General features: G+C 68.3%; 19 protein-coding genes. 9 read left to right on the top strand and 10 right to left on the bottom strand.

The annotated features are described in order from the left end of the window. Nucleotides 1-440 precede the first annotated feature (440 nt). The 5 genes from ACPTTC_RS24655 to ACPTTC_RS24635 form a co-directional block, all read right to left on the bottom strand. Nucleotides 441-779 (bottom strand): small multidrug resistance protein, encoded by a 339-nt coding sequence (locus tag ACPTTC_RS24655; protein WP_423394299.1) that lies wholly within the window; start codon nucleotides 777-779, stop codon nucleotides 441-443. Further along, nucleotides 776-1,984: a hypothetical protein gene (locus ACPTTC_RS24650; protein WP_423394298.1), complete on the bottom strand. Its 1,209-nt coding sequence runs from the start codon at nucleotides 1,982-1,984 to the stop codon at nucleotides 776-778. The genes ACPTTC_RS24655 and ACPTTC_RS24650 overlap by 4 nt, the downstream gene beginning before the upstream one ends. Then, on the bottom strand, nucleotides 1,981-3,420 hold the full coding sequence (locus tag ACPTTC_RS24645; RefSeq protein WP_423394297.1) for a UbiA family prenyltransferase: 1,440 nt from the start codon (nucleotides 3,418-3,420) through the stop codon (nucleotides 1,981-1,983). Before ACPTTC_RS24645 ends, ACPTTC_RS24650 begins: the two co-directional genes overlap by 4 nt. 452 nt (nucleotides 3,421-3,872) lie before the next feature. Continuing rightward, nucleotides 3,873-4,307, bottom strand: a complete 435-nt coding sequence (locus ACPTTC_RS24640) for a hypothetical protein (RefSeq protein ID WP_423394296.1) — start codon at nucleotides 4,305-4,307, stop codon at nucleotides 3,873-3,875. Between the two features lie 58 nt (nucleotides 4,308-4,365). Continuing rightward, nucleotides 4,366-5,280 carry a LysR family transcriptional regulator gene (locus ACPTTC_RS24635; protein WP_423395709.1) on the bottom strand — a complete coding sequence of 305 codons (915 nt, stop codon included), beginning with the start codon at nucleotides 5,278-5,280 and terminating at the stop codon, nucleotides 4,366-4,368. 98 nt (nucleotides 5,281-5,378) lie between these two features. On the opposite strand from ACPTTC_RS24635, the gene ACPTTC_RS24630 reads away from it, so the two are divergent. Together ACPTTC_RS24630 and ACPTTC_RS24625 are read left to right on the top strand one after the other, a co-directional pair. Then, nucleotides 5,379-5,816 carry a GlcG/HbpS family heme-binding protein gene (locus tag ACPTTC_RS24630; protein ID WP_175953890.1) on the top strand — a complete coding sequence of 146 codons (438 nt, stop codon included), beginning with the start codon at nucleotides 5,379-5,381 and terminating at the stop codon, nucleotides 5,814-5,816. A gap of 4 nt (nucleotides 5,817-5,820) precedes the next feature. Further along, nucleotides 5,821-6,597 carry an SDR family oxidoreductase gene (locus ACPTTC_RS24625; RefSeq protein WP_423394295.1) on the top strand — a complete coding sequence of 259 codons (777 nt, stop codon included), beginning with the start codon at nucleotides 5,821-5,823 and terminating at the stop codon, nucleotides 6,595-6,597. Nucleotides 6,598-6,640: 43 nt separating this feature from the next. Here the strand turns inward: ACPTTC_RS24625 and ACPTTC_RS24620 are convergent, their stop codons facing one another. Genes ACPTTC_RS24620 through ACPTTC_RS24605 form a run of 4 tightly spaced genes read right to left on the bottom strand, consistent with a single transcriptional unit; the run spans nucleotide 6,641 to nucleotide 15,184 of the window. After that, nucleotides 6,641-10,837, bottom strand: coding sequence for a molybdopterin-dependent oxidoreductase (locus ACPTTC_RS24620; protein ID WP_423394294.1), 4,197 nt, complete (start codon nucleotides 10,835-10,837; stop codon nucleotides 6,641-6,643). A gap of 16 nt (nucleotides 10,838-10,853) precedes the next feature. Next, the gene (gene nirD / locus ACPTTC_RS24615) at nucleotides 10,854-11,201 is read right to left on the bottom strand and encodes a nitrite reductase small subunit NirD (RefSeq protein ID WP_423394293.1); all 348 of its coding nucleotides are present in this window, start codon (nucleotides 11,199-11,201) and stop codon (nucleotides 10,854-10,856) included. Nucleotides 11,202-11,239: 38 nt separating this feature from the next. Beyond that, nucleotides 11,240-13,837 (bottom strand): nitrite reductase large subunit NirB, encoded by a 2,598-nt coding sequence (gene nirB / locus ACPTTC_RS24610; protein ID WP_423394292.1) that lies wholly within the window; start codon nucleotides 13,835-13,837, stop codon nucleotides 11,240-11,242. A gap of 21 nt (nucleotides 13,838-13,858) precedes the next feature. Continuing rightward, on the bottom strand, nucleotides 13,859-15,184 hold the full coding sequence (locus ACPTTC_RS24605) for an MFS transporter (RefSeq protein WP_423394291.1): 1,326 nt from the start codon (nucleotides 15,182-15,184) through the stop codon (nucleotides 13,859-13,861). 662 nt (nucleotides 15,185-15,846) lie between these two features. On the opposite strand from ACPTTC_RS24605, the gene cobA reads away from it, so the two are divergent. The 7 genes from cobA (at nucleotide 15,847) to ACPTTC_RS24570 (ending at nucleotide 21,884) form a co-directional block, all read left to right on the top strand. Continuing rightward, entirely contained in the window at nucleotides 15,847-16,617 is a 771-nt protein-coding gene (gene cobA, locus ACPTTC_RS24600; RefSeq protein ID WP_423394290.1) for a uroporphyrinogen-III C-methyltransferase, read from the top strand. Nucleotides 16,618-16,773: 156 nt separating this feature from the next. Beyond that, the gene (locus ACPTTC_RS24595) at nucleotides 16,774-17,370 is read left to right on the top strand and encodes an ANTAR domain-containing response regulator (RefSeq protein ID WP_175966346.1); all 597 of its coding nucleotides are present in this window, start codon (nucleotides 16,774-16,776) and stop codon (nucleotides 17,368-17,370) included. Nucleotides 17,371-17,375: 5 nt separating this feature from the next. Then, nucleotides 17,376-18,428 (top strand): CmpA/NrtA family ABC transporter substrate-binding protein, encoded by a 1,053-nt coding sequence (locus ACPTTC_RS24590; RefSeq protein WP_423394289.1) that lies wholly within the window; start codon nucleotides 17,376-17,378, stop codon nucleotides 18,426-18,428. Nucleotides 18,429-18,549: 121 nt separating this feature from the next. Beyond that, entirely contained in the window at nucleotides 18,550-19,212 is a 663-nt protein-coding gene (locus ACPTTC_RS24585) for a uracil-DNA glycosylase family protein (RefSeq protein WP_423394288.1), read from the top strand. Continuing rightward, nucleotides 19,209-19,994: a YkgJ family cysteine cluster protein gene (locus tag ACPTTC_RS24580; RefSeq protein ID WP_423394287.1), complete on the top strand. Its 786-nt coding sequence runs from the start codon at nucleotides 19,209-19,211 to the stop codon at nucleotides 19,992-19,994. The genes ACPTTC_RS24585 and ACPTTC_RS24580 overlap by 4 nt, the downstream gene beginning before the upstream one ends. 124 nt (nucleotides 19,995-20,118) lie before the next feature. Beyond that, complete coding sequence (locus ACPTTC_RS24575; RefSeq protein WP_423394286.1) at nucleotides 20,119-21,060, top strand: helix-turn-helix transcriptional regulator; 942 nt, start codon at nucleotides 20,119-20,121, stop codon at nucleotides 21,058-21,060. Between the two features lie 125 nt (nucleotides 21,061-21,185). Beyond that, nucleotides 21,186-21,884, top strand: coding sequence for a fumarylacetoacetate hydrolase family protein (locus tag ACPTTC_RS24570; RefSeq protein WP_046548002.1), 699 nt, complete (start codon nucleotides 21,186-21,188; stop codon nucleotides 21,882-21,884). A gap of 70 nt (nucleotides 21,885-21,954) precedes the next feature. Here the strand turns inward: ACPTTC_RS24570 and ACPTTC_RS24565 are convergent, their stop codons facing one another. Continuing rightward, nucleotides 21,955-22,494, bottom strand: a complete 540-nt coding sequence (locus ACPTTC_RS24565; RefSeq protein ID WP_423394285.1) for a DUF4303 domain-containing protein — start codon at nucleotides 22,492-22,494, stop codon at nucleotides 21,955-21,957. Nucleotides 22,495-22,558 lie beyond the last annotated feature (64 nt).

Genomic DNA, 22,558 nt, shown 5'->3' with positions numbered 1-22,558 from the left:
CATCAAAAATTGTGCGTCCGATCAACGCAAGGTGCGCATCATACCGGGAACCGGACTTGTTTTTTCATCAGATGAATGACTTGTGATGCATTTGGGAGAAAACTGCCGGGCGGCGCGTGGCGAGCGAGGACAAAACCGTGCGGCTGGAGGGCTATTCGGGAATGGGGACGGATTGATCGGGGGCGTGTTTCCATAGGCATCCTCCACGAGCCCCTACGAGGCAGAAACGAGGCAGAAACCGCCGGCACGCACGAACCTGACCGGGCCGCGAGACGAATTCGCACACGAGCATGGCGCCTCGCGAGCGTGGGCGATCCGGATCAAATATCGCCGGTTTCCGGAGAAACCACCGGACCGGCGCCGACGACGAACCGATGCTGCAGCAAGCGCCGGCCCCCCAACAACCGCAGTACCGCGTACCGGCTCCAGGCCATGCCGGATTACGCGAACCGCGTGACCATCCAGACGCCGATCAGGATGACCACCGCGCCGACCGCCTGCATTGGGCGCAACAGATGCTCGTGCAGCGCCGTGAACGCCAGCACCACGAGCATGGAGGTCGCGACCATGACCGGATACGCGATGCCGAGCGAGGTCTTGCGCAGCGCGACTGCGTACAGCACGAACCCGATCCCGTAAGCACCGACGGCCGCACCGCGCACGATCCACGGCAATAGGCTCGACTCGCCGAGCGCCACGCCCTTGAGGGCCGCCACCCGGAGCAACAGGCTGGCGAGCCCGCCGAACGCGCCGCTCGCAATCACGATCAGCCAGTTCATCGCGCGGCCTCCGTCGCCACGGCAACATCGTGCCGCCGGCCGGCGTGGGCGCGAGCGCCACCCTGCCCGCCGGCGCTTTCGCCAAAGATCGCATCGAAGCGGTTCGCGCCATGCAGGGCGATCAACACGATCGCGGGAAAGACCACCGAGAAGTTTCGCGCCTCGTCCCGATAGCCGAAGAAGCAGAACAGCACCAGCACCGGCAGGAAGGCGGCAAGAAAGTAGGTGCGGTAGCGCGCGGGCGTCGCACGCCACGCGGCCCGGAAAAACACCGCAAGCGGTACGAGCATCAGCGGGTTCTCGAGGCTCGGGGTAAAGATGCCCTTGCCGACCAGGTTGTAGAACGACAGATAGGATGCCGGATTCAGCCAGAACTTCAGGTTGTCCCACACGTGGTATTCAACGAAGCCGCCCGCGTTTGCGCCGTACCCGCTCATGATGAACTGCCGCGTCGCCGCGCAGATGGCCAATTGCACGACGAGCCACGCGACCCGCCTCGACAGTGTGACGCCACGCTCATGCAGGAAGAACAACGCGAGCGGCACCAGGAAGAACGTCTCCTTGTTCAGCGAAAAGACCGCGATCGTCAACGTGCACGCCAGCCATCGGTTCGTCAGCACGAAGTAGCACGCGCCAAGCACGCCGAGCAGTTCGAAGAAATCGTAGTAGTAGCCGCCCTGCTGGAACGTCAGCGGGTAGATGAAACTGAACGCCGCCAGGAAACCGACCGAATGCCCGAAGCTCAGGCCGTGCAGCCGGGCAAGCTTGTAGACCAGCAACAGCGCAAACAGCGTCGACAATACGACGGCGATATACGTCAGGTGATAGACGAGCGCCACGACCGGTGTCCAGTATTCGCCCGGCACGTTCGTGAAATAGGCATTGCGCAGTGAATCATGCCGCGTGATCGACTTGAACAGCTTGTCCCGCACGGCCGGATCGATGCGTTCGGCGATCCATTTTGCCGCCTTCGGAAATGACGAGCGGTAGACGAACGGCTTCGGCGCATCTCCGTTCATCATCCCGACGAGGCTGTAGCTCGTCGCAAAACCGTCCTTCTGGTCGTCGCGAAAGCCCCACTTCAACAGCATGCTGTTGGTGATGTTTCCGGCACACACGAACAACAGCACATACACGATGGCAAAGCGGCAGTACGCCCGCACGCGGTTTCGGTTTTTTTCCGTCATAGGGTTTGCGCCGTTCATGGGGCTGGCACGAAGTGAGCGGCCAGCACAAGCGCCACCATGACGCAGAGCATGCCGAAACTGCCACGGTTTTCGAGAATATGGACGATCGGATCGTCGTGCATCGCACCACGCACCGTTGCAATCCACAGGCGTCCGAACAGATAGATCAATCCGATCTGGACGAGCCAGAGCAAATGCGGAATCGTGTAGCGCGCGGCCGTTTCGGGCGCGCTGATGAACAGGCCGAACACGACCACTGCCGCCAGCGATGCACCGATCCCGAACGGCCACAGCACTTCGAGATCGCCCACGCGGTAATCGCGGCCCGCCGACACGTGTTTGTCGCTCTGACGCAGGAGCACGAGCTCCGAGCAGCGTTTCACGAGCGCGAGGCTCAGGAACGCAAGCACGGAAAAAGCAAGCAGCCAGCGGCTGACCAGAATATCCGCGGCAATGGCCCCCGCGACGATCCGGTGTGTATACAACAGGGACAGCACGACGACGTCGAGCAGCACGACGGACTTCAGGCGCCAGCTATAGGCAGTCGTAAGCACCAGATAGAGTGCAAACATGGCGGCGAACCCGGTCGACACGGCGAACGCCAGAGCAAATGCCACCGCGAGCAATAGCGCGGCGCCGCCGAGCCCCTGCATAATCGACAACGCGCCGCTCGCGAACGCGCGATTGCGCTTGCGCGGATGACGCCGATCGTTGTCGAGGTCCCAGAGGTCATTGCAGATGTAGGTGGCCGACGCGCCAAGCGACATTGCAAGAAACGCGAGCGCCAGCGTGGTGACCTTGTCGGCGTCGAAGAACGCGAATGCCGTCAGGAGTGGAACGAACAGCAACAGGTTCTTCAGCCATTGATGTACACGCAGCGCCTTGCACCACGTCGACAGGCCGGCACGCTCGTTCTCGAACTCCCGCTCGACGGGAACGCTGTTCCGGACATCAGTAGCGACATTCGGCGCAACGCCCGCCAGAATGGCGCCCTTGGCGCCTGCCCAGATCGGCATGTCGGCCTTGCTGTCACCTGCATAGACGAAATCTTCGCCAAGCTGCTCGCGAATGCAGGCGAGTTTGGCCACGCCTTTCATGTTCGTGTCGCCGCTGGTGGCGATGACGAGATCGAACAGGCCGAGATGGGTATCCACCTGTTCGGCGATCGAGCGATGCGCGGCCGTCGCCAACACGATCCGGCGGCCGCTTTCGCGTTCGCGGGCGAGATAATCGACGAGTGGCTTGCGATACGGAAGCGTCTCTGCCCGGAGATCGGCCTGCTCGGCAACCTTGCCCTTGAATGCGGCACGCCCGCCAGCGAGCCAGAGCGGCAGCCGCAGCAAGTTCGCAGGTTGACGCTTGATGACACATATCACTGACTCCATCAGGGTATCCGACGTCGTCAGCGTGCCGTCGAGATCGACGACAAGCGGAAGTTTTCTGGTCTCTTGCATTATTGGTCAATCGTTTCCGGTTGACATCGAAGTCAAACCGGTCAATTTGCTGCTCGCGATACTGCCGCCCACCCGAAAAGGCGGCATCAATGCTCGCTCGACGATTTTCGTTTCCCCGACATCGTTGCGACTCGACCGAGCGGCCGGAATGTTACCAGAAAATATCGCCGGCGAAGACCATCATCAACCAACGCTATGCCGGTGCAATGTACAACGCCTACGACAATGCCCGTCACTCACCGATGGACAAAACATGAAAAAAATCCGGTGCTTTTATTTGAAAACCATTAATAGACCAATCTAATTATTTTCAATCGACCACGGACGAAACATATAAATTCCACGGCCCTTAATTCAAATATCAAGGATAGTCTCCGACATATCCGAATCGAATTAAAAACCTGCCGATATCGCACGCATGGCCGCGCGACCAAAGCGCAACGCTCGCTACCTCATTCCGCCCGCTCATGCTCCCCCAACCCGATCGCCTTGTAGTCGTAGGTCGGATAGAACTCCGTCCGATACGCGCCCCACGCCGTATCCTCGAGCACCCGATTGACCTCGCGCAGCCGCGACGCCGGCAACCGCAGCACGACGATCTGCCCGATCCCCATCGTCACGGTCCAACTCACCACCTCCACGCCCGGCGGCGGAAACGCCTTGTAGAACCCCTGCTTCGCGAGCTGCGCATTCAGCTCGGCAAGCGGGCGCGACTGGTCGTGTTTCAGGAATACCGTGAGCAGTACCGCGTTGTCGGGCGTCGCGGCAGCCGATCCGGCCGGCACGGTCGACGTCTGGCCGATGGCCGGTGCGCCACCGATCGCGGCGCCGGCCAGCACTGCAGCGATTGCAAGGGTTCGAATCGGGAAATACGGGAATGCCGTCATGACGCGACTCCATGGCTTCGTGGGTGGAGCCGCCATCATGCGCCGACGGCCGATACGGCTACGCGTCGTCCGCGCCGTTGCGTTCGCGCAGCACGTCGATGAACGCGCGCAGCTTGGCCGGCACGTGCTTGCGATTGACGTAGTACAGCCACATCGGCGGCAGCGTGCGGCACGCACCGGGCAGCACCTCGACGAGCGTGCCGGCGCGCAAGTCCTGCTCGATCCGCTCGCGCATGAACGCGAACGCGATGCCGACACCCTCGCGCGCCGCATCGATCACCGCGTCGGCGTCGTTCGTCACGAACACGCCGTCCGGATCGAGGTCGACGTCGCGCTGCCCGTCGCGCAACAGCCATTTATGCAGGCGCCCGCTCTCCGAGAACCGGAAACGGATGCACGCATGCCGCTCGAGCCCGGCAATCGACGCCGGCGCGCCATACCGCGCCAGATACCCGGGCGACGCAACCAGCGCACATGTCAACGCCGGCGCGATCCGCACGCCGATCATGCCCGGCTGCAACCGGTCGGCCAGGCGAATCCCCGCATCGAACCCGTCCTTCGCGATATCGACCAGTTCGTTCTCGTAGCGGATCTCGAGCCGGACTTTCGGGTAGCGTTCGCGAAACGTGGCGAGCACCGGCGCGATCACGAGCGTACGCGCGAGCGGCAGCGCGGTCACGCGCAACACCCCGTTCGGCTCGCTGCGCGCATCCTTCAGCTCGTCGCGGGCCTGCATGACCTGCCGGTACGCAGGCTCCGTCTGCCGCCAGTAGCGCTGGCCGGCTTCCGTCAGGCTCACGCCGCGCGTGCTGCGATTGAACAGCTTCACGTTCAGCTCGCCCTCGAGCTGCCCGATCGCGAGGCTGACGGCCGCCGGCGTCAGGCCCAGTGCGGCGGCGGCACGCGTGAAGTTGCCGGCCGTCGCGACGGTCATGAACACGTGCAGCCCGGCCATCGGATCGCGTCTGCTCATCATTAAAAAAACTTGAAACGCCTTCGAGCGGAATGCGAATTCTCCCATATACCGCAACTGCCTACACTAGCCCTGTCGTCCCATCATCGGAGCCTCGCATGAACCCGCTCACCGCCGCGCTGCCGCTCGCGGCCGCCCGCCGCACGATCGACGCGGCACTGGCCCACGCCGCATCGCTGCAGGTCGCCGGCATCGCCATCGCCGTCGTCGATGCCGGCGCGAACCTGCTCGCGTTCGCGCGCACCGACGACTGCTTGCTCGGCGCGATCGATCTCGCGCAACGCAAGGCGCTGACGGCGGTCCGCTTCCGCGCATCGACCGGCGCGCTCGGTGCGATGTCGGGCGACGGTCCGCTGCGCGGCATCGAACACAGCCACGGCGGGCTCGTCACGTTCGGCGGCGGCGAACCGCTCGTCGACAGCGACGGGCGCTGCGTCGGCGCGATCGGCATCTCGGGCGGCAGCGTCGACGAAGACACCGCGATCGCGCAGCACTGCCGCGACCGCTTTCCGGCAACGTTCCACTCCACAAGGTAAGCACATGGCACCGAAACGCATCCTCATCACCGGCGCGGGCACCGGCTTCGGCCGCGAAGTCGCGCTGCGCCTCGCCGAACGCGGTCACGACGTGACGGCCGGCGTACGCATCACCGCCGAAATCGACGCACTGGCGGACGCCGCAGCGCAGCGCGGCACCGTGCTGCGCGCGATCAAGCTCGACGTCACGTCGCCTCACGATCGCGCCCGCGCGGCCGAGCTCGACGTCGACGTGCTCGTGAACAACGCAGGCGTCGGCGAAGCCGGCGCGCTGGTGGACCTGCCGGTCGAGATCGTCCGCGCACTGTTCGACGTGAACGTGTTCGGGCCGCTCGAACTCACGCAGCAGATCGCGCGCGGCATGCTTGCGCGCCGGCACGGCAAGATCGTGTTCGTATCGTCGATCGCGGGCCTGATCACGGGGCCGTTCACGGGCGCCTATTGCGCGTCGAAGCACGCGGTCGAATCGGTGGCCGAGGCGATGCACGCGGAACTCGCGCCGCACGGGATCAAGGTCGCGGTCGTGAACCCCGGCCCGTACAGCACGGGCTTCAACGACCGGATGATGGAGACGGCGCGACGCTGGCGCGACCCGGCCGTGCATACCGTGACGCCCGAGCGGCTGACGTTCCCGCTCGAACAGCACGACCCGGAGGAAATGATCGCGAAGATGGTCGACGTGATCGACAGCGACGGCGGCGCGTTCCGCAACCTGCTGCCGGCATCGTCGGAAGCGTTCGTGCGCACCGAACAGGCGCGTGCGTGGGAGCGGCAGCAGTAAGCCGCCGGCGCAGCGGCGGACGGCATGCCGCCGCTGCGCGCGTTCAGTACACGTCCCGCATGTAGCGCCGTGCCTTCGAAAGCCGCGCGACGTAGTCGTTCGCGGCTTCGTCCGACATGCCGCCGTGCTCGGCGACCACCGCCTTCAGCGCCGTGTCGACGTCCTTCGCCATCCGCGCGGCATCGCCGCACACGTAGAAGTGCGCGCCTTCCTCCAGCCACGCGAACAGCTCGGCGCCCTGCTCGCGCATCCGGTCCTGCACGTAGATCTTGTCGGCCTGGTCGCGTGAGAACGCCAGGTCGAGCCGCGTCAGGAAGCCGCTGTCGCGCATCGCGCCCAGCTCGTCGCCGTAGTAGAAGTCGGTCTGCGCGTGCTGCTCGCCGAAGAACAGCCAGTTGCGCCCGCGCGCGCCACGTGCCCGCCGCTCGTGCAGGAAGCCGCGGAACGGCGCGACGCCGGTCCCGGGGCCGACCATCACGATCGGCACGTCGCCGTTCACCGGCGGCCGGAAATGCGCGGACTTCTGCACGAATACGGGTACGCGGCCGTCATCCGCGCGATCGGCGAGGAACGTCGATGCGACACCTTTGCGCGCGCGCCGGCCGTTGTGATAACGCACGGCCGACACGGTCAGGTGGATCTCGCCCTGGTGCGCGCTCGGGCTCGACGCGATCGAATAGAGGCGCGGCTGCATGCGCTTGAGCATCCCGACCAGTTCGGCGCCCGACAGCTCGACCGGGAACTCGTGCAGCACGTCCGCAAGCTGTTGCCCCCACAACCATTGCTTCAGGTCACCCTTGCGGTCGTCGCCGAGCAACGACTTCAGCGCGCCGTTCGCGCTGCGCGACGCGATGAAGGCAAGCGTGTCCGGATGCGGGCGCGTGATGTCGAAGTGACGCGCGAGCGCGTCGCCGAGGCGCATGTCGCCGACGCCGGCGATCGACACCGGCGCATCGGCCTTCAGCGCGGTGACGGACAGCAGCTCGTCGACCAGTTCCGGGCAGTTGGTCGGCCACACGCCGAGCGCGTCGCCGCTTTCGTATTCGAGGTTCGCGCCTTCGGTCGACAGCGACACATAGCGCGTGTCCTTCGCGGCGCCCGGGCGATTGAGCCGCAAGTTCGCGACGAGTCTCGACGGCGCCGGATGCGCCTTCGTCGGCAGCAGCCCCGACGGGCTCATCCCGCCGGCCGGCACCGCGTGCAGCGCCGCATCGGCCGCCTTGATCCGCGCGACGACGCGTTCGAGCCACTGGTCGGCGTCGCGCTGGAATTCGACGTCGCAATCGACGCGTGCGCAGAGCCGCACCGCGCCGAGTTCCGCGAGCCGCGTGTCGAGGCGGCGGCCGTGGCCGCAGAACTGGTCGTAGTTGCGATCCCCGAACGCGAGCACCGCGTAGTGCACGCCGTCGAGGCGCGCGGCGCTGCCGGACTGCAGCGCTTCCCAGAATTCGCTGCCGTTGTCGGGCGCATCGCCATCGCCGAACGTGCTCGTCATCAGCAGCACGTATTGCGCACTGGCGAGCGACGCCACCGGATAGTCGGACATGCACGCGGCGCGGATCTCGAAGCCCGCACTCATCAGTTGCGTCGCGTAATCCTCGGTCAACGATTCGATGTTTCCGGTCTGCGATGCCCACAGCAGCACGACCTTCGGCCGCGTGCGCACGATCCGCACGCCGCCGGACGCGCCGGCATCGGCCGGCCGCGCAGGCGTCGCTACCGGCACACTCGCCGGCACATTCGCCGGCAGCGAGCGGCTGAACAGCCCGGCCAGCATGCCGTCGAGCCAGAACCGCACCGGCGGCGTGAGCGGCGCGCCGGCCGGCAGGACGGGCACGCCGCCCTCGCGCCGGCCGGCGCTCGCCTTCAGCCCGCTGACGAGGCCGGCCACATACAGCCGTTCGGTGTCCGTCAACGGCGGCGGCGCGAGGTCGGCCACGCCGAGCGCGGCCGCGAAAGTGTCGATGTCTGCCATGTCCGATTCCTGTGAAGCGGTCGCCTGCGCCATCACCGGCGCGGGCAGCGCGTCGTCGGCGCGTGCGCCGGGTTGCGCCGTCTCGTCGGCGGCGGACGCGAACGCATCCGTCTCGACGCGCCGCAGCGCGACCGCGCAGTATTTCAGTTCGGGTTGCTGCGATTCCGGATCGATCGCGTCGTTCGTCACCGCGTTGATGCACAAGTCGTCGCCGTACACGTCGTTCCAGTGCATCGGCGCGAAGCAGTTGCCGCGCTGCACGCGCCCGGTCACGACGGCCGGCAGCACCGCGCGGCCACGCGCCGAGCGGATCTCGACGCTGTCCTTCGCGGCGATGCCGAGCGCGCTCGCATCGTCCGGGTGCAGTTCGACGAACGGGCGCGGGTTGAGCTTGTTCAGCATCGCGACCTTGCCCGTCTTGGTCATCGTGTGCCATTGATGCTGCAGCCGCCCGGTGTTCAGCACGATCGGGAACGTATCGTCGGGCAGCTCGGCCGGATCGACGTGCGACCGAGCGAAGAAGCGCGCCTTGCCCGACGGTGTCGGGAACGCGACGCGGGGTGCGTCGTTGCCTCCGGCTGCCGGACGCAGCGTCTGGCTCACGCCGTCGTTCAGGTAGCGGATCGGGTGCCGCTCGCGCGCGGTGCCCGGCGCGACCGGCCACTGCACGGGCCCGTCGCGCAGCGCCGCATGGCTCGCGCCGCGCAGGTCGTAGCCGGTCGCCGGATTCGAGAAGCGGACGATCTCGTCAAACACGTCGGCCGCCGACGCATAGTCGAATGCGTCGCCGAAGCCCATCGCGCGCGCGACTTCCGCGACGATGCGCCAGTCGGGCAGCGCGTCGCCCGGCGGCGCGATCGCGGCGCGCATCAGCGTCATGTTGCGCTCGGAGTTGACCATCACGCCGTCGCCTTCGGCCCACAGCGCGCCGGGCAGCAGGATGTCCGCATAGCGGTTGGTCTCGGTGTCGAGGAATGCATCCTGCGCGATCACGAGCTCGGCGGCCTGCAACCCGGCGATCACGTTTCGCCGGTTCGGCACCGTGGCGACCGGGTTCGTGCAGACGATCCAGCATGCCTTGACGTCGCCGGCCGCCATCCGCGAAAACAGGTCGACCGTGCCTTGCCCCGTCTCCTTGCGCAGCGAGCCGGCCGGCACGCGCCACAGGTTCTCGACGAAACGGCGATCGTCGTCGGACAACACCGAGCGCTGCCCCGGTAGCCCCGGCCCCATGTAGCCCATCTCGCGGCCGCCCATCGCGTTCGGCTGGCCCGTCAGCGAGAACGGCCCGCTGCCGGGGCGGCAAATCCTGCCCGTCGCGAGATGCAGGTTGCAGATCGCATTGGTGTTCCACACGCCGTGCGTGCTCTGGTTGAGCCCCATCGTCCAGCAGCTCATCCACTCCTGCGCGTCGCCGATCCATTGCGCGGCCGTGCGCAGGTCGGCTTGCGCGAGCCCCGTGATTGCCGCGACGCGCTCGGGCGTGTAGTCGGCAAGGAGCGCGGGCATCGCGTCCCAGCCTTCGGTGTACGCATCGATGAACGCGGCATCGGTGCGGCCGTTCGCATGCAGCAGGTGCAGCAGCCCGTTGATCAGCGCGAGATCGGTGCCCGGCCGGATCTGCAGGAACAGGTCGGCCTTGTCGGCCGTGCCGGTGCGACGCGGATCGACGACGATCAGCTTCGCGCCGGCCTTCACGCGATCCATCATCCGCAGGAACAGGATCGGGTGGCAATCGGCCATGTTCGCGCCGATCACGAAGAACAGGTTCGCGCGATCGAAGTCCTGGTACGACCCGGGCGGGCCGTCCGCGCCGAGCGACTGCTTGTAGCCGGTGCTCGCGCTCGCCATGCAGAGGCGCGAGTTCGACTCGATGTTGTGGGTGCCGACGAAACCCTTCGCGAGCTTGTTGACGAGGTATTGCGCCTCGATCGACATCTGCCCCGACACGTAGAACGACAGCGCGTCGGGCCCGTGCGCATCGAGCACTGCGCGCAGGCGGCGCGCGGTTTCGGCGATCGCGTCGCGCGCCGGCAGCGGCACCAGGTCGTCCTCGCGCGCCCGGCGCACGAACGCGCGGTCGAGCCGCCCCGAACGGCGCAGCGCGACGTGCGCCGAAGAACCCTTCGTGCACAGCCGCCCGAAGTTGGCCGGATGGTCGGCGTCGCCGGACACCTTGACGACTTCGCCTTCCTCGACGTGCAGCACCATCCCGCAGCCGACGCCGCAGTACGGGCACACGCTCTTGACAGGAGTGGCGCTCATGCGTGCTCCGGGGCGGTCAGGCCGCGACCCACACGAAGCCGTCCTCGACCCGCGACGGATACGCGCGCACCGACTGCTCGGGCGCCTCGACGCATTCGCCGGTGCGCAGGTCGAAATGCTGCTTGTACAGCGGCGACGCGACGACGACGCGCTCGCCGAGGCTGCCGATCAGCCCGCGCGACATCACGGCCGCCCGCGACACGGGATCGACGTTGTCGATCGCGAACACGCCGCCTGCCTCGGCATGCGCGACGTGAAACACCGCGACCTGCTCGCCGTTGACGAGTGCACACACGCCGGTGTTCGGCACGATCTCGTCGAGCGGGCACACGCGGGTCCAGGACAGCGGAAGACGATCGTTCATGATGGACTCCTTGGAAAGGACGCTGGTGTCGGTCGGGATCAAACGGTTGCGGATTCGGTCACGGCCTGCGTCGCGCCTTCGACAACCACGGGAATCGTCACGAGCTTGCCGCGCACGCGCTCGTCGGGCGTCGCGGGGCGAATCTGGCCGCGCGTCTCGACGAACGCGATGTTCTCGTCCGGCGCGTCGCTGTTCACGAAGTGGCGGAAGCGCCTGCGCGTGTCGGGATCGGTGACGGCCTTCTTCCATTCGCACTCGTAGGTGTCGACCACGTGCTGCATGTCGGCTTCGAGTTCGGCGCCGATCCCGAGCTTGTCGTGCACGACCACGTCGACCAGGTAGTCGAGGCCGCCTTCGAGGTTGTCGCGCCACACGCTGGTGCGTTGCAGCCGGTCGGCGGTGCGCACGTAGAACATCAGGAAACGGTCGACGTAGCGGACCAGCGTGGCGCGGTCGAGGTCGGACGCGAGCAGCTCCGCGTGGCGCGGCTTCATCCCGCCGTTGCCGCACACGTACAGGTTCCAGCCCTTCTCGGTCGCGATGATGCCGACGTCCTTGCCCTGCGCTTCCGCGCACTCGCGCGTGCAGCCCGATACGCCGAACTTGATCTTGTGCGGCGCGCGCAGGCCCTTGTAGCGGTTCTCGAGGTCGATCGCGAGGCCGACCGAATCGCCGACGCCGTAGCGGCACCACGTCGACCCGACGCACGACTTCACGGTGCGCAGCGCTTTGCCGTACGCATGCCCCGATTCGAAGCCGGCCGCGATCAGTTCTTCCCAGATCGACGGCAGCTGCTCGACGCGTGCGCCGAACAGGTCGACACGCTGGCCGCCGGTGATCTTCGTGTAGAGCCCGTACTTCCGTGCGACCTGGCCCACCGCGATCAGCCCTTCCGGCGTGACTTCGCCGCCCGGCATGCGCGGCACGACCGAGTACGTGCCGTCGCGCTGGATGTTCGCGAGGTAGTAGTCGTTCGAATCCTGCAGCCCGGCGTGCGCCTTCTTCAGCACGAATTCGTTGAAACACGACGCGAGAATGCCCGCCACCGCCGGCTTGCACACGTCGCAGCCGAGGCCGTGGCCGTGCTTCGCGAGCAGTTCGTCGAAGGTCGTGATGCGCTCGACGCGGATCAGGTGGAACAACGCCTGGCGCGAATGCGGAAAGTGCTCGCAGATATGGTTGTTCACCGCGAGGCCCTGCTTCTTCATCTCGGCCTTCATGATCTGCGTGACGAGCGGCACGCAGCCGCCGCACGACGTGCCCGCGCCCGTGCACGTCTTCAGCGCGCCGAGGCTCGTCGCGCCGTCCGCGACCGCCGTGCAGATTTGCGACTTCGACACGTTGTTGCACGAGCAGATCTGCGCGGCCGCAGGCAGCGCGTCGACACCGATCGCCGGCTTCGCAGCGCCATCCGACGACGGCAGGATCAGGAATTCCGGCGACTCGGGCAGCTCGATGCGGTTCAGCATCATCTGCAGCAGCGTGCCGTATTCGGCCGCGTCGCCGACCATCACCGCGCCGTGCAGGAACTTGCCGCAGTCGGACACCACGAGCTTCTTGTAGACCTGGCGGCGCTCGTCCGCGTACTGATAGGTGCGGCTGCCGGCGGTCGTGCCGTGCGCGTCGCCGATGCTTGCGACATCCACGCCCATCAGCTTCAGCTTCGTGCTCATGTCGGCGCCCGCGAATACGACCGCCACTGCACCGTCCGCATCGCCGCCGAGCTGCTTCGCGACCACGCGCGCCATGTCGTAGCCGGGTGCGACGAGGCCGTACACCATGCCGTTCCAGGCCGCGCATTCGCCGATCGCGTAGATGTCGGCGTCGCTCGTGCGGCAGGCGTCGTCGATCGCGACGCCGCCGCGCGGGCCGATGTCGAGCCCGCATGCGCGGGCCAGTTCGTCGCGTGCGCGGATACCGGCCGAGAACACGATCATGTCGGCGTCGAGGTGCGTACCGTCGGCAAACGCCATCCGGTGCGTGCCTGCTTCGCCATCGACGATCTCGAGCGTGTTCTTGCCCGTATGCACGGTCACGCCGAGCGCCTCGATCTTCGCGCGCAGCATCCGGCCGCCGCCGTCGTCGACCTGCACGGCCATCAGCCGCGGCGCGAATTCGACGACGTGCGTGTCGAGCCCCATGTCGCGCAGCGCTTTCGCGCATTCGAGGCCGAGCAGCCCGCCGCCGATCACCACGCCGCGCTTCGCGTGCGCGCCGCACGCCTGCATCGCTTCGAGATCCTCGATCGTCCGGTACACGAAGCAGCCGTCGCGATCGCGCCCCGGCATCGGCGGCACGAACGGGCGCGAACCCGTCGCGAGCACCAGCTTGTCGTACGCGAGCGTTTCGCCGGACGCGAGCGTGACCGTATGCGCGGCGCGGTCGATCGACGCGACTTGTGCGTTCAGGCGCAGGTCGAACGCCGGATGACGCTCGAAGAAGCCGGGTTCAACGAGCGACAGGTCGTCCGCCGACTTGCCCGCGAAGAATTCGGACAGGTGCACGCGGTCGTACGCGGGGCGCGGTTCCTCGCCGAGCACGGTGACCTGCAGCGCGCCCGTGGCGCCCGCTTCCGCCGCGATGCATTCGAGGAGCTTGTGGCCGACCATGCCGTGGCCGATGACGATGAGTTTCATGATGACGTTTCCTTCGGTCGATCAGTTCGCGACGCTGCCGGCGGCCAGCGCGCGGTCGCGCAGCTCGGCTTCGCGCGCCTTGTGTTCTTCGCTGAAGCGCACGGCCATCGCGCACAGCGCGGTCGCGGTGACGGCCAGGCCGAGCAGGCTCAGCGTGTGCTGCACGTCGCCGACGCCCTTCAGCAGGAAGCTCGCCGCCACCGCGCCGACGTTGCCGCCCGCGCCGACGATCCCCGCCACGCCGCCGAGTGCCTTGCGGTCGATGAACGGCACCAGCGCGTAGGTCGCGCCGCACGCCATGTGCGTGAACAGGCCGAAGCCGAGCATCGCGACGAGCGCGATGCCGACGCTTTGCGCATGCGAGAACCAGGTCAGCCCGAGCCCTTCGCCGACGATCAGCGCGCACAGCAGCGTCGCGCGCACGTCGAGGCTGCGGCGCGCGGCGATCCTGTCGGACAGCCAGCCGCCGAGCGCACGGGCAAACAAGGCGAGCAGCCCGAACAGGCCGACCGCGAACCCTGCGTCCTTCAGCGACAGGCTGAAGTGATCGACGTAGTAAAGCGCGGCGATGTTGTGGATGAACACCTCGACGCCGAAGCACGCGCCATACGTGACGAACAGCATCCACACGCGATAATTGCCGCAGGCCGCGAGGAAGCTCGCCCAGCCGCCCTTCTTGCCGCTGTCGACCGTCACGCCTGCGTTGCGCAGCGCGATGATGTCGCCTTGCGGGCAATCCTGCGTGAAGCGCCAGTAAGCCCAGGCCATCACGAGCATCGCAACGCCCGGCACGACCAGCGCGATGCGCCACGACGCATCCTCGCCGAAGCCGAGCATCAGGCCGGCGGCGACGAGCAGCGGCATCAGCGCCTGCGTCGCGCCGGCGCCGGCGTTGCCCCAGCCGGCCGTCGTCGCGTTCGCGGTGCCGACCACGTTCGGCGCGAACATCACCGACGTGTGGTACTGCGTGATCACGAAGCCCGCGCCGATCGCGCCGATGCCGAGCCGGCAGATCAGGAACGACAGGTAGTCGTGCGTGAACGACACCGCGAACACGGGGATCGCGCCGAGCAGCAGCAGGCCGACGTACACGCGACGCGGGCCGAAGCGGTCGCACAGCGGGCCGACCAGCAGCCGCACGGCGATCGTCGCGGCCACCGCGGCGATGTTGATGTTGGCGACCTGCGCCGCCGTCAGGTGGAATTCGCGTGCGATCAACGGCATCAGCGGCGCGCACGCGAACCACGCGAAGAAGCACACGAAGAACGCCATCCACGTCAGGTGGAACGCGCGCATCGGCGCGGTGCGGAGGCTGAAGAGATCGATACGGGTAGCTTTGTCGGTCATGTCATCCGCCAAACGAAAAACGGCGTCCTGCGCACCCGGTCTCGTCGAGACCCGATGCGTAGGACGCCGTTGCCCATGAAGCCCGTTGCCGGGCGCGTCGGTAATCGGTACTGCCGGACGAACCGCCATTGATTCGCCCGAGCCCCCTGACGCAAACGCCGTGCCATGTCGTCGCGAATCGGGCCCGCAGCCCCGCCGCGCAAGGCGTGCCGGGTGTCTTGCGACACACGACGCCACGCGACCCGCGACGCGCCGTGATGCAGCGACGCACGGATGTGGTGCGCTGCAGCACTGTCGCCGTGCGATATCGCGGTGCGCGCTGACGGGGCGCGATGCACGCCGATGCGGTGTTGCGGCTGCCCGCGCGCGGCAGCCGCCTGCATGAATGGCGCCATCGCGCGGCGCGGTGCGCGCCGTTCCCGCCGCGCCAGCGTGACGTGTCATGCCGGTTGGCCCGGATATTGCTGAATCCGGTGCATGACACCGGCAACGGCGCCGGTGGGCAGTCCCAGCAAACCATGTCCGTCGTTCAGGCGGGCCGATCAGGACAACGGTGTCCTCCCGTGCGCGGCACGGCTGGATACCGGTGCGTTTCGACCGCCCGCCGCCGCCCGCAACGACACCCACTCGACCGCCGGATGCAGGCGGCACAGGAACACGACATGACGACAGGCAAAGTCACGCTGCTGGGCGCCGGGCCCGGCGATCCCGATCTCCTCACGCTGAAGGCCGTGAAGGCACTGGCGGCTGCCGACGTGCTGCTGCTCGACGATCTCGTCGCGCCCGGCATCGTCGAACTCGCACCGCAGGCACGCGTGATCCGCGTCGGCAAACGCGGCGGCTGCCGCTCCACGCCGCAGGCATTCATCGAGAAGCTGATGCACCGCTACGCGCTGCGCGGCGCGCACGTGGTGCGCGTGAAAGGCGGCGATGCACTGCTGTTCGGGCGCGCCGGCGAAGAACTCGCGACCCTGCGCGCCGCCGCGATTCCGGTCGAGATCGTCAACGGCATCTCGTCGGGATTCGCGGCCGCCGCGAGCCTCGGTATCTCGCTCACGCACCGCGAGCATTGCCACGGCGTCACGTTCGTCACCGCGCACCGTCAGGACCACGGCGAACCCGACTGGGCGCAGCTCGCGGCGACCGGCACGACGCTCGCGATCTACATGGGAATGAGCCGCGTCGACAGCATCGCCGCCGGCCTGCTCGCCGTGCTGCCGCCATCGACACCAGCCGCGGCCGTGCAATGGGCCGGCACGCGCGACGAACGCCGCTGGACCGGCACGCTCGGCGGTCTCGCGCGCGGCATCGACGAAGCACGGCTCGGCAGCCCGGCGGTGATCCTCGTCGGCGGCGCGATCGGCGAAGCGGCCGTGCAGCACGCGCCGGACGCGGGCGCCGCGATCGAGGCGGCCTTGTCCCGGGCCGCGTAGCATGCGCGACGCCACGCGGCACCGGCCGCCCACCTATCACGAAGACAGCGGCGCCGGCCGCCGGGCTGCCATGCGCGGCGCCGACACGATGTCTGCGCGGGGCCGTTGCCCCCGCACCGCGCATCGCGCCACGATTTCGCCGCCGCCGGTCGCGTCATGAGTGCGTCTGCTTCTTCCGCCCGCCTGCGCGTGCTGCTCGTCACCGATACCGACAAGCCGATCGGCGAGCTCGGCGATGCGCTTGCGCACCTCGGCTACGAGATGCTGAACGACGTCGCGACGCCCGCGCGCCTGCCGGCCGCCGTCGAGGAGCAGCGTCCGGACGTCGTGATCATCGATACCGATTCGCCGTCGCGCGACACGCTCGAGCAGCTTGCCGTGATGCATGCCACCGCGCCGCGCCCCGTGCTGATGTTCAGCCACGACGCCAACCAGTCGCTGATCCGTGCGGCGGTCGGCGCAGGCGTCAGCGCGTATCTCGTCGAAGGGCTGTCGGCCGAGCGCCTCGCACCGATTCTCGAAGTCGCGCTCGCCCGTTTCTCGCATGACGACGCGCTGCGTCGCCGGCTTGCCGACGTCGAACGCGAACTCGCGGAGCGCAAACTGATCGACCGCGCGAAGCGCCTGCTGATGGACCAGCGCAGGCTGTCCGAACACGACGCATACGCGACGCTGCGCAAGCGTGCGATGGATCAGGGCCTGCGCATCGTCGACGTCGCGCGGCAACTGCTCGACGCGTCACCCGAGTCATGACCGCCATGGATACCTCCTCCCCCGTCGCGCCGGAGCGCGCGCATCTTCGCCTCGGGTTCGTCGCGCTGAGCGATGCGGCCCCGCTGATCGTCGCGCACCGCCTGAACCTCGGCGCGCGACACGGCCTCACGCTCGAACTCAGCCGCCAGCCGTCGTGGGCCGCCGTCCGCGACAAGCTGCTGAGCGGCGAGCTCGACGCCGCCCATGCGCTGTACGGGCTCGTCTGCGGGCTGCAGCTCGGGATCGGCGGCCCGCAGGCCGACATGGCCGCGCTGATGGTGCTGAACCGCAATGGCCAGGCGATCTCGTTGTCGCCCGGCCTCGCCGACGCGTATCGCAACAGCGGCAGCGTGCGCGACGCGTTTGCGACGCTCGGCCGCAAGCCGCTCCTCGCCCAGACGTTCCCGACCGGCACGCACGCGATGTGGCTGAACCACTGGCTCGCGTCGCACGACGTCGACCCGCTGCGCGACGTGCGCAGCGTCGTGATCCCGCCACCCGAGATGGTGGCCGCGCTCGCCAGCGGCGAACTCGACGGCTTCTGCGCCGGCGAGCCGTGGCATGCGGTGGCCGAGGCCTGCGGCGCGGGGCGAACCGTTGCCGTCACGAGCGAGATCTGGCCCGATCATCCGGAGAAGGTGCTCGCGACCCGGCGCGATTTCGTCGCGCTGTACCCGGCCGCTGCCCGCGCGCTGATCCGCACGCTCATCGATGCCTGTGCATGGCTCGACAGCGCCGCGCACCGTCGCGAGGCGGCCGACTGGCTCGCGTCACCCGATGCGCTCGGCGTACCGGCCCGGCTGATCGCGCCGCGGCTGCTCGGCGACTACGGATCGGGGCCGTTCGCCGTGCCGCCGCTGCCGATCCGCTTTCACGACGGCGGCGCGGTGAACCGCCCCGATCCGCGCGAAGGCGAGTGGTTCCTGTCCCAATACCGGCGCTGGGGCATGCTCGACGGTTCGCACGACGACGCGGAAATCGCCCGCGCGATCGCGCAAACCGCGTTGTATGATGCTGCCGTCGCCGAAAGCGGCGCACCGGGCCTGCCGCAGGCGTGATGCGCGCCGCGTGATGCAGGCGGCGCGCGCTCCCGCGCCACGCCTGTCCGGGCCGCCTGCCGGCGCACGGCATGCGCCCCCGGGTGACGCCGCATGACCACTCCGTCCCCGATCAGATTCGATGCCGAAACCCACGCGCGCGCCGCTCGACGTGCTGCTCACCGAAATCCGCGCGTGCCGTGCCTGTGAAGCCGGCCTGCCGCTCGGCCCGCGCCCCGTCGTGCGTGCCCATCGCGACGCGCGCATCCTGATCGTCGGGCAGGCGCCGGGCGCGCGCGTCCATGCGAGCGGCATCCCGTGGGACGACGCAAGCGGCCGGCGGCTGCGCGGCTGGCTCGACGTCGACGCCGACACGTTCTACGACGAGAGGCGCTTCGCGATCGTGCCGATGGGTTTCTGCTACCCGGGCCGCGGCGCAAGCGGCGACAACCCGCCGCGCCCCGAATGCGCGCCACTGTGGATCGACCGGTTGCTCGCCGAGCTGCCTTCGATCCGGCTCACGCTGCTGGTCGGCCAGTACGCGCAGCGACATTTCCTGCGCGATACGCGCAAGGCCACGCTGACCGACACCGTACACGCGTGGCGCGACTACGGCCCCGACGTGTTGCCGCTGCCGCATCCGTCGCCGCGCAACCAGGCGTGGTTCAAGCACCACCCGTGGTTCGACGCCGAGGTCGTGCCCGAGCTGCGGCGCCGGGTCGCGCCGCTGGTCGCCGTCAACGCAACCGCCCCCCTGTCGCGACGCTTCGCGACCTCCCCGTTATCCGTATCGAATCCAGAATGAACGACACCCCCACCGACCTCGACTTTGCCTGCAACGGCTGCGGCGGATGCTGCCACGACCTGCGCATTCCGCTGACGATCGACGAGGCCACCGCGTGGCTGCAGCGCGGCGGCCACGTGGAGCTGCTGTGCGACGCGATGCCGTGGCTGGTCGAACCCGAGCCCGACAATGCGTTCGCCGCGTACAAGCGCGTGCGCTCGACCGCCGCGCTCAGCGGCTCGCTGCCCGTCCGCGTCACGGTCATGCTCACCGCGACCCATGCCGGGCCGTGCCCGAACCTGCTCGACGACCTGCGCTGCGCGATCTACGACGAGCGCCCGCTCGTGTGCCGGATCTATCCGGCCGAAGTGAATCCGTTCGTGCCGCTGGTGCCGGCCGGCAAGCAATGCACGCCCGACGCGTGGCAGCAGGCGCCGTTCGTCCGCGGCGGCACGATCGTCGACGCGGCCACGCGGGAGAACATCGCGCGCTCGCGTGCGGCGAGCGAAGCCGAGACGCCGCTGCGGGCGCGACTGTGTACGGTGCTGGGGATCGATACGGCGGCCGTGGCCAACGAAGGGTTCGTGATCCATGCGCCGCCGGCCGGCACGCTGCTCGCCGCGCTGACGGCGCTGCGCGCAGCGGAGTCGGCCCCGGCCAGCGCCGACGACGCCATCGCGTGGACACTGGTGTCGAACCGCGCGTCGACGGTGAATGCGCTCGTGTCGGTCGGCGCGGCGAGCCAGCGGGCAGGCAGCGGCAGCCCGCACGCCGGTTATCTCGGCTTCTACCCGGACGAATGATCGCGGCGCGGCGCGGCACGCCGCGAGCGACACCGGGCGATGCCGCACGGCCGCACGGATCGCCGTCGCGTCCGGTTCGCTGTACCATCGCGGCTCAACCGCGTCACGAACAGCAGAATCCTTCATGCCCTCCACCGCCCCGCCGCGCCTGTACGGGATGCCCGAACGCAGCGACCGGCTCGACTTCTACATCCGCGACCAGGCGTCGCGCCAGGCGATCACCGAGCCGCACCGGCACGCGTATTTCCAGATCCAGTTCAATCTCGGCGGCGACACCGAGCAGCGGATCGGCGGCGTCACGCGGCCGTTTCCGCGCGGCGCGCTCGCGTTCGTGCTGCCGCACCGCGAGCACCTGATCCCGCATCCGGAAGGCGCGCACTTCATCGTGATCAACTTCAGCCAGGCGTTCCTGCGCGCCGATCTCGACGTCGACCCGCTCGATCTCGAGGACGTGCCCGCGCACCGCTTTCCCGAGCTGACGCCGTTCCGCTTCCAGGAACACCTCGACTTCATCCTGACCGGCGATACGTACGACGAAGCGCGCCGCCTCGCGCTGCGCATGCTCGACACCGATCGCGTGCGCACATTCGGCTCGACCACGCTGCTGCGCGGCTACCTGCTGCAGCTGATCGGGCTCGTCTGCACGCAATACGCGGGTGCGCTCGACAAGCTCGCGCAGCGCGGCGCCCAGCGCGCGGGCCGGCGCGACGCGCTCGCGCGCGTGCTGCGGCACGTGCGCGCCAACCTGACCCGCGAGGACCTGACGCTCGCCGCGACCGCCGAGGCCGCGTTCCTGTCGCCCAACTACCTCGCGCACCTGGTCCGCAAGGAAACCGGCAGCACCTTCACCGATCTCGTGACCGAGCGCCGGATCGCGCTCGCGCAGTCGCTGCTGGCTCACACGAGCCGGCGCATCGCGGACATCGCACGCTCGGTCGGTTTCCGCGACGAAGGGTATTTCGCGCGGCGCTTCCGCGCGCGGGTTGGCGTGTCGCCGAAGGCGTACCGCGACGCGAATGCCGCGCTGCCGGACGGCGACGACGCACCGGCAGCCACCGACGCGTAGTTTTGTCCCGGTAAAACGCAGTTGCGTCGCATCCGGCCGCGCGGGCGTCGGGTATCGTTGCACGCATGCCGGCCCGTGCGCCGCACGGGCGCGGCATCCGTCTTCCCACCGAACGAGGCCATCCGATGTCCGCTTATGTCATCGACGCTGCCGAGCGTCCTTCCGTCGAAGTCGACCAGTCGTCCGCGCGCTTTCCGGTGCGCCGCGTCTTCTGCGTCGGCCGCAACTATGCCGACCACGCGCGCGAAATGGGCGCCGATCCCGACCGCGAACCGCCGTTCTTCTTCACGAAGCCGGCCGACGCGATCGTCCCGGCCAGCGGCACCGTCGCCTATCCGCCGCTGACGAACGACCTCCATCATGAAATCGAGCTGGTCGTCGCGATCGGCAAGGACGGCCGGTCGATCGACCCGGCCGACGCGCTGTCGCACGTGTGGGGCTATGGCGTCGGCGTCGACCTCACGCGCCGCGACCTGCAGGCCGAAGCGAAGAAGCTGAGCCGCCCGTGGGACTGGGCCAAGGGCTTCGACGCATCGGGCCCCGTGACCGCGCTGCGCGCGGCATCGGCCACCGGCCACCCGGCGACGGGCCGCATCTGGCTCGCGGTGAACGGCGACACGCGCCAGCAAGGCGACCTGGCCGACATGATCTGGGCCGTGCCCGACGTCATCGCCTATGTGTCGCGCTCGGTCGAGCTGAAGGCCGGCGACCTGATCTTCACCGGCACGCCGGCCGGCGTTGGCGCACTGCAGCCCGGTGACCGCGTCACGGGCGGCGTCGACGGCGTCGCGACGTTCGAATTCGTCGTGGGCGCGAAGCCGTAAGCCGTAAGCCGTCACGCGACACGCATGGCGGCCACCTGCCCGGGGCCGCCGTGCGATATCCCGATGTCGGTCAGTCGTAGCGGCGCAGGAAGGCGTCGGCGACGGCCGGCGGATTCAGCACCCTCGCCGATTCGTTTTCCAGCGCTTCGGCAGCGTCGTCGTCGCTGATCGACACGAACAGCGTGATCGCCGCCCTTTCGTCGCCCGTGCCGAACAGGCCCTCGCGGTCGAGCAGGCGCAACGCCCCGATCATCTCGGCATGCAGTTGCCGCGTAAATTCCGGGAATCTCGACCGGACGAACTGCGGGCTCAGCACGTCATCGGCGAGCTTGCCGCAGATCGCATTGAACGGCGACGCTTCCGCCGCCGCGTACGCCCATTCGGAAAAGCCCCACACATACCACGGGTCGTCGTCCGGCACCGCCTGTTGCGCGCGGATCCGGCGCAGCCCCTCGACCGAATTGGCCGCCGGCACCACCGTCATCGCGCCGCTGTCGGTATACAGCGCGAACGCATAGAAATGCTCGTCCGGGTGCTGCGCCCGCAGCGCCCGGAATGTCGCTCTCGCGGCATCGGCAATGTCACGCTGGAAATCAGAAAAGTCGCTCATCACATCCTCGTCCAGTCGCCCTTCGCGCGTCGGCGCGTGCTCGGCGTGCGGCGGGTGCGTCGTC

Source organism: Burkholderia mycopellens (genome assembly GCF_964265025.1).
Lineage (GTDB): Bacteria > Pseudomonadota > Gammaproteobacteria > Burkholderiales > Burkholderiaceae > Burkholderia.
Note: the sequence above shows the minus strand (reverse complement) of the source record. Positions and strands in the feature narration are given on the sequence as shown.

Bases quoted from the DNA above. Each gene is read 5' to 3' on its own strand.
- ACPTTC_RS24655 (WP_423394299.1), bottom strand. From the start codon at position 779: ATGAACTGGCTGATCGTGATTGCGAGCGGCGCGTTCGGCGGGCTCGCC.
- ACPTTC_RS24650 (WP_423394298.1), bottom strand. From the start codon at position 1,984: ATGAACGGCGCAAACCCTATGACGGAAAAAAACCGAAACCGCGTGCGG.
- ACPTTC_RS24645 (WP_423394297.1), bottom strand. From the start codon at position 3,420: ATGCAAGAGACCAGAAAACTTCCGCTTGTCGTCGATCTCGACGGCACG.
- ACPTTC_RS24640 (WP_423394296.1), bottom strand. From the start codon at position 4,307: ATGACGGCATTCCCGTATTTCCCGATTCGAACCCTTGCAATCGCTGCA.
- ACPTTC_RS24635 (WP_423395709.1), bottom strand. From the start codon at position 5,280: ATGAGCAGACGCGATCCGATGGCCGGGCTGCACGTGTTCATGACCGTC.
- ACPTTC_RS24630 (WP_175953890.1), top strand. From the start codon at position 5,379: ATGAACCCGCTCACCGCCGCGCTGCCGCTCGCGGCCGCCCGCCGCACG.
- ACPTTC_RS24625 (WP_423394295.1), top strand. From the start codon at position 5,821: ATGGCACCGAAACGCATCCTCATCACCGGCGCGGGCACCGGCTTCGGC.
- ACPTTC_RS24620 (WP_423394294.1), bottom strand. From the start codon at position 10,837: ATGAGCGCCACTCCTGTCAAGAGCGTGTGCCCGTACTGCGGCGTCGGC.
- nirD (WP_423394293.1), bottom strand. From the start codon at position 11,201: ATGAACGATCGTCTTCCGCTGTCCTGGACCCGCGTGTGCCCGCTCGAC.
- nirB (WP_423394292.1), bottom strand. From the start codon at position 13,837: ATGAAACTCATCGTCATCGGCCACGGCATGGTCGGCCACAAGCTCCTC.
- ACPTTC_RS24605 (WP_423394291.1), bottom strand. From the start codon at position 15,184: ATGACCGACAAAGCTACCCGTATCGATCTCTTCAGCCTCCGCACCGCG.
- cobA (WP_423394290.1), top strand. From the start codon at position 15,847: ATGACGACAGGCAAAGTCACGCTGCTGGGCGCCGGGCCCGGCGATCCC.
- ACPTTC_RS24595 (WP_175966346.1), top strand. From the start codon at position 16,774: ATGAGTGCGTCTGCTTCTTCCGCCCGCCTGCGCGTGCTGCTCGTCACC.
- ACPTTC_RS24590 (WP_423394289.1), top strand. From the start codon at position 17,376: ATGGATACCTCCTCCCCCGTCGCGCCGGAGCGCGCGCATCTTCGCCTC.
- ACPTTC_RS24585 (WP_423394288.1), top strand. From the start codon at position 18,550: ATGCCGAAACCCACGCGCGCGCCGCTCGACGTGCTGCTCACCGAAATC.
- ACPTTC_RS24580 (WP_423394287.1), top strand. From the start codon at position 19,209: ATGAACGACACCCCCACCGACCTCGACTTTGCCTGCAACGGCTGCGGC.
- ACPTTC_RS24575 (WP_423394286.1), top strand. From the start codon at position 20,119: ATGCCCTCCACCGCCCCGCCGCGCCTGTACGGGATGCCCGAACGCAGC.
- ACPTTC_RS24570 (WP_046548002.1), top strand. From the start codon at position 21,186: ATGTCCGCTTATGTCATCGACGCTGCCGAGCGTCCTTCCGTCGAAGTC.
- ACPTTC_RS24565 (WP_423394285.1), bottom strand. From the start codon at position 22,494: ATGAGCGACTTTTCTGATTTCCAGCGTGACATTGCCGATGCCGCGAGA.